The organism is Streptobacillus notomytis (assembly GCF_001902585.1).
Taxonomy (GTDB): domain Bacteria; phylum Fusobacteriota; class Fusobacteriia; order Fusobacteriales; family Leptotrichiaceae; genus Streptobacillus; species Streptobacillus notomytis.
Window position 1 is genome coordinate 1 of record NZ_LKKV01000065.1, and the last position, 9,574, is coordinate 9,574.

Sequence of the window (9,574 nt, forward strand, 5' to 3'; positions counted from 1 at the left end):
TCAGTAAGACTTGAAAGGGACTTGTTTTATTATTTAATTCTTTTATAGTAGAATCTATTCATTCATAGCCTTTTGTTTATGTACTTTCTATTTAAATTATGATATAATTGTAGTGGTAAATATAGAGAGGTGATTTTTTTGAAAAAAATTTATTTAGCTGGTGGATGTTTTTGGGGCATGCAAGGTTACTTTAATAAAATACTTGGTGTTGTAAATACAACTGTAGGGTATGCAAATGGTATAACTTCTAATACAAGTTATAGAGAGTTAAAGTTTACTGATCATGTAGAGACACTAGAAATTGAATACAATTCAAATTTAGTAAGACTTGAAGAACTGTTACTTAGATTTTTTAAATTGATAGATCCATTATCAATAAATAAACAAGGTGGAGATATTGGTAGACAATATAGAACAGGAATATACTATATTGATTCATCAGATGTTCCAGTGATAAATAAAGTGTATAGTTTTATTGAAAATAAAATAGGTTCTAAACTTGTTGTTGAAAATGAGCCATTAAGAGAATATATTTTAGCTGAAGATTATCATCAAAATTATCTTGATAATAATCCTGATGGTTATTGTCATATAAATTTAAATTCAGTGAAAGATCCAGTTTTTGATAAGATATATACTAAACCTGAATTGACAGAATTAAGACAAAAATTATCACAATTAGAATTTGATATATCACAAAATAGTGCAACAGAAAGACCTTTTACATCAGAATATGAAAAATTTGATGAAGAAGGAATATATATTAATGTTGTTACAGGAGAACCACTTTTTATGTCACAAGATAAATTTGATGCTGGCTGTGGTTGGCCAAGTTTTACAAAACCGATATTAACAGAGACAGTTAATTTTTATGAAGATAATTCACACGGTATGAATAGAATAGAAGTAAAAAGTGCAAAAGATTTAGCACATCTTGGACATGTATTTACTGATGGACCAAAGGATAAAGGATCATTACGTTATTGTATTAATGGTTCAATATTAAGATTTATTTCAAAAGATAAATTAGAAGAATATGGCTATGGAGATTATATAGTCTTATTTTAAAAGGAGTGAAAATGGCAAAAGAAATTTTAGAAAAATTAGAGGAAATAGAAAAAATTGCTAAGGAAAAATTTGAAACTTCTCAAAAAGAAATTAATTCTAGTATAGAAAGTTTGAAACAAGAGTTAGAACAATCTTTTACACAAAAAGTTAAAGAATACAAAGAGGAATTAATTAATAAATTAGATGAAGAAAAAGAAGAATTAAAAAAATCATTGGAGTATAAGGTTACAGATATGAAAGATAAATCTGAAAAATTATCAAATGACTTTCATAATAAAATTAATTTAGTGATAGAGGAAGTTAAAAATATAGTAATGAAAGGATAAAATATGGCAATAGTAAAGGTTGAAAGGTTTAATTTAATAAGCTTTAAGAATGAACTAAATGCCTTATTGAAACAACTACAAGAATTTGTTGAAGTAGACTTTAGAGAACTTAATTTAGAATTAAATAATTTAAAATCAAATAATAAGGATGAACTAGAAGAAAAGATATATAAGATAGAGTCTATTATTAAAAAGATTAGAAAATATTCCAAGAAAAAACCTTTGATTGAATCTTTAAGAGAAGGGAAAAAGGAATTTAATTATCAAGAACTTGAAAAATATATTAGTAATATAGATATTAATAGTATAGTAGAGGAAATTAATCAAATCTTTTATCAAAAAGAAAGTAAAATTAAGGCAAATGAATCATTGATAAATGAAATAAGGGAATATGAAAAATGGTCTAATCTTGATATTACTAAAAAAGATTTAGAAAAACTTAAAAATGTAGATGTTAATATAGGGAGTATGTCAGTAAAAAATTTTGAAAAATTTAAATTAGAAGAATTAACTTTATCTGAATTAGAAATAGTAGAATATGGAAAAAAAGAAGTTAATTTTATAATTTATTCATATAAAAATGAAAATATTTCAGATAAGCTTAGATTATATAACTTTAATAAATTAAGTATAGATATTGAAAAGCTTCCTATTGTAACAAAAAATGAAAAAATAGAAAAACTTAATAATAATAAATTAGATATTGAAGCTCTTGATAATAAGCTAAATGAAAATGGAAGACATTTAGAAAAATTAGAAATATCTTATGAATATTATAAAACAATATTATTAAAAGAAAATGTTAAAGAGATGTTTAAATCTACTGAAAAATTAAGTGCTATAAGTGGATACATTCCAACTGATAGAAAAGAAGAATTTGAAAAAAGAATAGAAAAAGTATGTGATAAAGATTATTACTTAGAATATGAAGAATTTGATGAAAATTCAAGAGATATCCCTATAAAACTTACGAATAATAAAGTTTTAGAACCATTTGAAACACTTACAGCAACTTATTCATTACCTAAGTATAAGGAAATAGATCCAACTATACTTGTTGCTCCATTTTTCTGGTTATTCTTTGGAATGATGATAGCAGATTTAGGTTATGGTATAGTTGTAAGTATTTTATCAGCTGTATTTTTATTATTTTTTAAATTAGATAAAAACAGTAAATCCTCAGTTAAATTTTTATTCATGCTAGGTTTATCAACTATGTTTTGGGGATTAATATATGGTTCATTATTTGGTTATGAATTTAGCAATTCATTACATTTTTATTCACCAACAAGTAACTATAAACCAGTAATGGTACTTTCAATAATATTAGGTATAGTACATATATTTATAGCTTTAGGTATTAAAGCTTTCATATTAATAAGAGATAAAAAATACTATGATTCATTATGTGATGTAGGATTTTGGATATTAACATTAATTTCTACTGGATATTTTATTTATGCTAAGTTTACAGGATTAACAGGAAACATTGTAGATATTGCTAAGTATACTATGATAATTTCTATGCTTTTAATAATAGCTACAGGTGGTAGAGAAGTTAAAAATATTGGTGGTAGAATAGGTTTAGGGGTATATGCATTATATGGAATTTCAGGTTATATGGGTGATTTAATTTCATATGTAAGGCTTATGGCACTTGGATTATCTGGTGGATATATAGCATATGCTGTAAATATGATAGCATCAATGTTGGGTAATAAATGGTATATGTTAATATTTGTAGCATTGATATTAGTAATAGGACATGGATTTAATCTATTTTTATCAATGTTAGGAGCATATGTGCATACATCAAGACTTATATATGTTGAATTTTTTTCTAAGTTTTATGAAGGTGGAGGAAAACCATTTAAAGATTTTAAAATAAAAGAAAAATATATAAATATTAGAGATAATTAGGAGGAAAATAAAAATGACTTTAGAATTAGTATTAGTAAATTTAGGACCAGCTTTAGGGTATTTAGGAGCAGCACTTGCAGCAATATTATCAGGAATAGGTTCAGCAAAAGCAGTTGGAATGGTTGGAGAGGCTGCAGCAGGGATAGTTATAGAAGAACCAGAAAAATTTGGTAAATCATTAATTTTACAATTATTACCAGGATCACAAGGATTATATGGTTTTGTTATTGCTTTATTGGCTTCAGGACAAATTAATTCAGCTACAACATTTTCACAAGGTGTGGCAATATTAATGGCTTGTTTACCTATAGCATTTGTTGGATTACATTCAGCTTTAGCACAAGCAAGAGTATCAGTTGCAGGGATAACAATACTTGCAAAAAATGAAGAACAACAAGTTAAAGGTATAGTATATGCTGTAATGGTTGAGATTTATGCATTACTTGGATTAGTAATATCTGTAATCTTATTAAACAATATAGCATAGGAGAAAATAATGATATCAAATTTAGAAAATATTATTTCGAAGATAAATGTTGATAGTGATGAAAAAATATCTTTGATAACAGAAGAAGCAAATAAACAAATGAATATTTTAAAAAATGATTTTGATGACAAGTTAAAAATAGAAAAAGAAAATATTGCTAGAAAATTTGAATCAACTAAAACATTAGAACTTGAAAGAATTACTTCAGGTATTGAGTTAAAATGTAAAAATATTTTACTTCAAACAAAACAAACCTTAATATCAGAAACTATAGATAAATTAAGAGAAAATTTAGAGAATATATCTATAGAAGAAATGAAAAGTTTTTTAATGTATAATCTTGAAAAAAGAACTAAAAAATTTGATGATGAAGATATATTATTACCTAAAAAGTTTAGTGGATTATTAGGTTTATTACCTAATATTAAAGTTGATGAAAAAGTAAAAAATGGCTTTATTATTAAATATAAAGGTATTGAGGAAAACTTTAGTTTTGATAGTTTGATTAGATATAAAAGAGAAGAATTAGAAGAAGCAATACAAAAATATTTTGAATAAGGAGAATGAATATGAATAGAAATGATTTCATTTTGCCTGTTTCTATTATAAAAATACAAGAAAAAAAATTATTAACAGAACAAAAATTAATAAGAATGATCGAAACAAATACTTTAAAAGATATTCTTAAAACATTAAATGATACAGAATATGCATTTTCTATGGCTGGGGTGACAAATGATGAAATGTATGAAAAAATTTTATTTAATGAAACTAAAAAAGTATTTAATTTTGTTAGGGAACTTGCTAAAAAAGAGCAAGGAATAATAGATTTGATTGCTTTGAAGTATGAATATCAAAATCTTAAGTTGAGATTAAAAAATGATTATTCAAATTCTGATCTTGAAAAGCATATCTTAGATACAGGTATGAAAAAGGTTGATTTTGAAAACAAACTTTTAATTGCAAAAAAAGAAAAGGATTTACAAAAAGCATCTATCTTACTTGATAAAATGTATTTGGCAGATGTATATAGAAATTCTAGAGATTTAAACGAAGAAATATTTATTAAATATAGTAATATTGTAATAGATAAATATAATATGGTTACTTTTTTAAGATTAAAAAAACAAAATAAAAACATTGATTTTGTAGAGAATATGTTTGTTGATGGTGGAAGTATTTCAAAAGATGATATAATAAAAGTATATGAAAATGATACATACTTACCTGTATTTAAGAAATTAACTATAGCTAAATATTGGGATAGATTTGAAAAAGATAGTAATATTTCAGAAATTGAGAAAATGTTTGATAATATGATAATCAATTTAGCGATAGATTATAGAAATGTTATTATAGGTCCAGAACCAATATTTACATATATTATTGCTAAAGAATATGAAATGAAAGCACTTAGATTAATTATGTCAGGTAAATTAAATAATATAGACACAGAATTAATTAAAGAGAGATTGAGAGGTGTTTATGTATAAAATAGCTGCTATTGGAGATAGGGACACTGTAATTTCTTTTAAGGTGTTAGGAATTGATGTATTTAGTATAGATAATTTTGAAAATGAAGAAATGAGTATACAAAAAATAAAGTCAACTATAGATTATTTAGCAAGTAATAAATATGGAATAATATTTATTACAGAGGAATATGCAAAAAGAGCAGAAGAAGTTTTAGAAAGATATAAGACAGAAGTTCTTCCTATGATTACGCTAATACCTAATAATAGTGGTAGTTTAAATCTAGGAATGTCAAAAATAGATGAGAATATAGAAAAGGCAATAGGAACTAATATCTTTTAACGAAGGGAGAAAATACTTTGCAAGGGAGAATAGTAAAAGTATCAGGACCACTTGTAGTTGCTGAAAATATGCAACACGCTAATGTATTTGACATGGTAAAAGTTGGTAATGATAAGCTTATAGGTGAAATAATAGAAATGAGGGGAGATAGAGCCTCTATACAAGTATATGAAGAAACTACTGGAATAGGAACAAATGAACCTGTAGAGACTACAGGAATGCCTCTATCAGTTGAGTTAGGACCAGGACTTTTAGAAAATATGTTTGATGGTATACAAAGACCTCTTGATAAAATAAAACAAAAAGTTGGAGATTTTCTATTAAAAGGAGTAGAAGTTAATGCCTTAGATAGAGAAAAAATCTGGGAATTTATTGCAACTAAATCAATAGGAGATGAAGTAAGTTCAGGATATATACTAGGAACGGTACAAGAAACAGAAGTAATTAATCATAAAATAATGGTTCCTATAGGTGTAGAAGGTAAAATAAAAGAAATAAAAAGTGGAAACTTTACAGTAGAAGATACTATAGCTGTAATAGAAACAGTAAATGGTGATGTTAATGTAAATATGATACAAAGATGGCCAGTAAGAAAAGGTAGAAAATATGCTAAAAAAATAAATCCTGATGAACCATTAATTACAGGACAAAGAGTAATAGATACATTTTTCCCAGTATCTAAGGGAGGAACAGCATGTGTTCCTGGTCCATTTGGTTCAGGTAAAACTGTAGTACAACATCAATTTGCTAAATGGGGAGATGCACAAGTAGTAGTTTATGTTGGTTGTGGAGAACGTGGAAATGAAATGACAGATGTATTAATGGAATTTCCAGAAATTATAGATCCACTTACAGGAAAATCACTTATGCAAAGAACAGTATTAATTGCTAATACTTCAAATATGCCTGTTGCTGCAAGGGAAGCCTCAATATATACAGGGATAACTATAGCTGAATATTTTAGAGATATGGGTTATTCAGTATCAATAATGGCAGATTCAACTTCTCGTTGGGCAGAAGCTTTAAGAGAAATGTCTGGACGTTTAGAAGAAATGCCTGGAGATGAAGGATATCCTGCATATCTATCATCAAGAGCTGCAGATTTCTATGAAAGAGCAGGTAAAGTAATTTGTCTTGGAGAAGATGAAAGAATAGGGGCACTTACAGTTATAGGAGCAGTGTCACCTCCAGGTGGAGATATTTCAGAACCAGTTTCGCAAGCTACATTACGTATAGTTAAAGTATTCTGGGGATTAGATGCACAACTTGCATACAGAAGACATTTTCCAGCTATTAACTGGTTAAATTCTTATTCATTATATCAAACTAAGGTTGATGAGTGGATGGATAAAAATGTTGATGAAAAATTCTCATCTAATAGAACTATGGCTATGAAATTACTACAAGAAGAAGCAGGACTTCAAGAAATTGTAAGGTTAGTAGGTAAGGATACTTTATCATTTGAAGACCAATTAAAACTTGAAGCAGCTAAAAGTATAAGAGAAGATTATTTACAACAAAATGCATTCCATGAACAAGATACTTATACTTCTCTTGATAAACAAAATAAGATGCTAAATATGGTATTACACTTCTATAATCAAGCTCAAAAAGCTCTGAAAAAGAATGTATATGTAAATGATATATTAGAATTAGAAGTTAGAGAAAAAATTGCTAGAGCAAAATATTTATCAGAGGAAGATATATATAAGATAGATGAAATAAATAAAGAAGTTGAAGAAAAAATTAATGAACTTATCTCAAGACAAGGGGAGGTAATGTAGTGATTAAAGAATATAAAACAATTAATGAAATAGTTGGACCATTAATGACTGTTGAGGGAGTTGAAGGTGTAAGCTATGATGAATTAGTAGAAGTAGAAACACAAAATGGTGAAATAAGATTTGGAAAAGTTTTAGAAGTAAATGAAGATAAGGCAGTACTTCAGTTATTTGAATCACCAGCAGGTATAAATATGAGAGATTCTAAGGTTAGATTTTTAGGAAGACCTTTAAAATTAAGAGTTTCTGAAGATATGATAGGTAGAGTTTTTGATGGTTTAGGTAGAGAAAAAGATAATGGACCAAAAATAGTTGCTGAAAAATCTTTAGATATTAATGGACTTGCATTAAATCCAGTTGCAAGAGATTATCCATCTGAATTTATACAAACAGGTGTTTCTGCAATAGATGGATTAAATACTTTAGTAAGAGGACAAAAATTACCAATATTTTCTGGTTCAGGACTTCCTCATGCTGAACTTGCAGCTCAGATTGCAAGACAGGCTAGAGTATTAGGAGATGGAGAAAAATTTGCTGTAGTTTTTGCTGCTGTAGGAATAACTTATGAAGAAGCAGAGTTTTTCATTGAAGATTTTAAGAAAACAGGAGCTATAGATAGAGCAGTTCTATTTATTAATTTAGCTAATGATCCTTCAGTAGAAAGAATTGCAACACCAAGAATGGCATTAACTTGTTCAGAATATTTAGCATTTGAAAAAGGAATGAATGTTTTAACTATAATTACAGATTTAACAAATTATTGTGAAGCTTTAAGAGAAATTTCAGCTGCAAGAAAAGAAGTTCCTGGAAGACGTGGATACCCAGGATATCTATATACAGATTTATCAACATTATATGAAAGAGCTGGAAAACTAAAAGGGAAACCAGGATCTATTACTCAAATCCCGATATTAACAATGCCAGAAGATGATAAAACTCATCCAATTCCAGATTTAACTGGATATATTACTGAAGGACAAATAGTTCTTTCAAGAGAATTATATAAGAAGAATATAATGCCACCTATTGATGTTTTACCATCACTTTCAAGATTAAAAGATAAAGGTATAGGGAAAAATAAAACAAGAGAAGATCATGCAGATACAATGAATCAATTATTCTCAGCTTATGCAACAGGTAAGGAAGCAAAAGAATTGGCAGTAATATTAGGAGAATCTGCATTGTCTGATACAGATAAACAATTTGCAAGATTTGCAACTGAATTTGAAGAAAAATATGTTGGACAAGGATTTACATTAAATAGAAGTATAATAGATACTCTTGAGCTTGGTTGGGATTTATTAAGAATATTACCTAAAAATGAGCTTAAGAGAATTAGAGATGAATACTTGGAAAAATATCTTGAAAAAAAGGATAATTAATTATGGCTAGATTAAATGTAAACCCAACAAGAATGGAGTTAAGTAAACTTAAAATAAAGTTGGTTACAGCTAAAAAAGGGCATAAATTACTTAAGGATAAGCAAGATGAATTAATGAGAATATTTATAGAAATAATAAAACAAAATAGAGAAATGAGAAAGAGAGTAGAGGACAAATTAATAGGTTCACTTAAAAATTTCGCTATATCTAAATCATTAATTTCAGAATCTTCTTTTGAAGAATCTGTTGCTGTTCCAAAGATTAGTTTTGAAGTAAATGTAGCGAAGAAAAATGTTATGAGCGTTAGAATACCTCAGCTTACTTTAGAAAAAAATGGTGATGATGATGATATTTACCCTTATTCATTTGCCTCTACAAGTTCAGAATTAGATATGGCTGTGGAAGATTTAAGTAATATTATGAATGAGTTATTAAAGCTTTCTGAAATTGAAAAATCTGCACAATTAATGGCAGATGAAATAGAAAAAACAAGAAGAAGAGTTAATGCTTTGGAATATATGACTATACCAACTTTAGAAGAAACAATAAAGTTTATTAGAATGAAACTTGATGAAAATGATAGAGGAGCTATCATTAGATTAATGAAAGCTGGAATAAAAAATTAATATATAGTAAATGGCGAATTATTTCGCCTTTTTTTATACTTTTGAATTAAAATTTCAAAAAATAATTAAAAAATGTAAAAAAATTTCATTCTAAGTAATTGACATTATAAAAAGTTAAGGTATAATATTAGCGTAGAAATATATATAGTATTAGGAGAGAATAAATGGC

General features: G+C 26.9%; 10 protein-coding genes. All 10 read left to right on the forward strand.

Annotated features, from left to right (window positions below; translation table 11 throughout):
- Positions 1 to 129 precede the first annotated feature (129 nt).
- The 10 genes from msrB to BUE91_RS02080 all read left to right on the forward strand — a co-directional run bounded on the left by msrB (position 130) and on the right by BUE91_RS02080 (position 9,405).
- Positions 130 to 1,068, forward strand: coding sequence for a peptide-methionine (R)-S-oxide reductase MsrB (gene msrB / locus BUE91_RS02035; protein WP_244889869.1), 939 nt, complete (start codon positions 130 to 132; stop codon positions 1,066 to 1,068).
- Positions 1,069 to 1,079: 11 nt separating this feature from the next.
- A complete protein-coding gene (locus tag BUE91_RS02040) occupies positions 1,080 to 1,394 on the forward strand; it encodes a hypothetical protein (RefSeq protein ID WP_066901261.1) in 315 nt (104 codons plus the stop codon).
- A gap of 3 nt (positions 1,395 to 1,397) precedes the next feature.
- Positions 1,398 to 3,314: a V-type ATP synthase subunit I gene (locus BUE91_RS02045; RefSeq protein ID WP_073507780.1), complete on the forward strand. Its 1,917-nt coding sequence runs from the start codon at positions 1,398 to 1,400 to the stop codon at positions 3,312 to 3,314.
- Between the two features lie 13 nt (positions 3,315 to 3,327).
- Positions 3,328 to 3,801, forward strand: coding sequence for a V-type ATP synthase subunit K (locus tag BUE91_RS02050; protein WP_066901257.1), 474 nt, complete (start codon positions 3,328 to 3,330; stop codon positions 3,799 to 3,801).
- A gap of 9 nt (positions 3,802 to 3,810) precedes the next feature.
- Positions 3,811 to 4,359, forward strand: a complete 549-nt coding sequence (locus tag BUE91_RS02055; protein ID WP_073507781.1) for a V-type ATP synthase subunit E — start codon at positions 3,811 to 3,813, stop codon at positions 4,357 to 4,359.
- Positions 4,360 to 4,370: 11 nt separating this feature from the next.
- Entirely contained in the window at positions 4,371 to 5,294 is a 924-nt protein-coding gene (locus BUE91_RS02060) for a V-type ATPase subunit (RefSeq protein WP_073507782.1), read from the forward strand.
- On the forward strand, positions 5,287 to 5,616 hold the full coding sequence (locus BUE91_RS02065) for a V-type ATP synthase subunit F (protein ID WP_012858298.1): 330 nt from the start codon (positions 5,287 to 5,289) through the stop codon (positions 5,614 to 5,616). The genes BUE91_RS02060 and BUE91_RS02065 overlap by 8 nt, the downstream gene beginning before the upstream one ends.
- Before the next feature lie 68 nt (positions 5,617 to 5,684).
- Positions 5,685 to 7,400, forward strand: coding sequence for a V-type ATP synthase subunit A (locus BUE91_RS02070; protein ID WP_066901265.1), 1,716 nt, complete (start codon positions 5,685 to 5,687; stop codon positions 7,398 to 7,400).
- Positions 7,400 to 8,779, forward strand: coding sequence for a V-type ATP synthase subunit B (locus BUE91_RS02075; RefSeq protein WP_073507784.1), 1,380 nt, complete (start codon positions 7,400 to 7,402; stop codon positions 8,777 to 8,779). Before BUE91_RS02070 ends, BUE91_RS02075 begins: the two co-directional genes overlap by 1 nt.
- A gap of 2 nt (positions 8,780 to 8,781) precedes the next feature.
- Positions 8,782 to 9,405 carry a V-type ATP synthase subunit D gene (locus tag BUE91_RS02080; protein WP_066901249.1) on the forward strand — a complete coding sequence of 208 codons (624 nt, stop codon included), beginning with the start codon at positions 8,782 to 8,784 and terminating at the stop codon, positions 9,403 to 9,405.
- Positions 9,406 to 9,574: the final 169 nt, after the last annotated feature.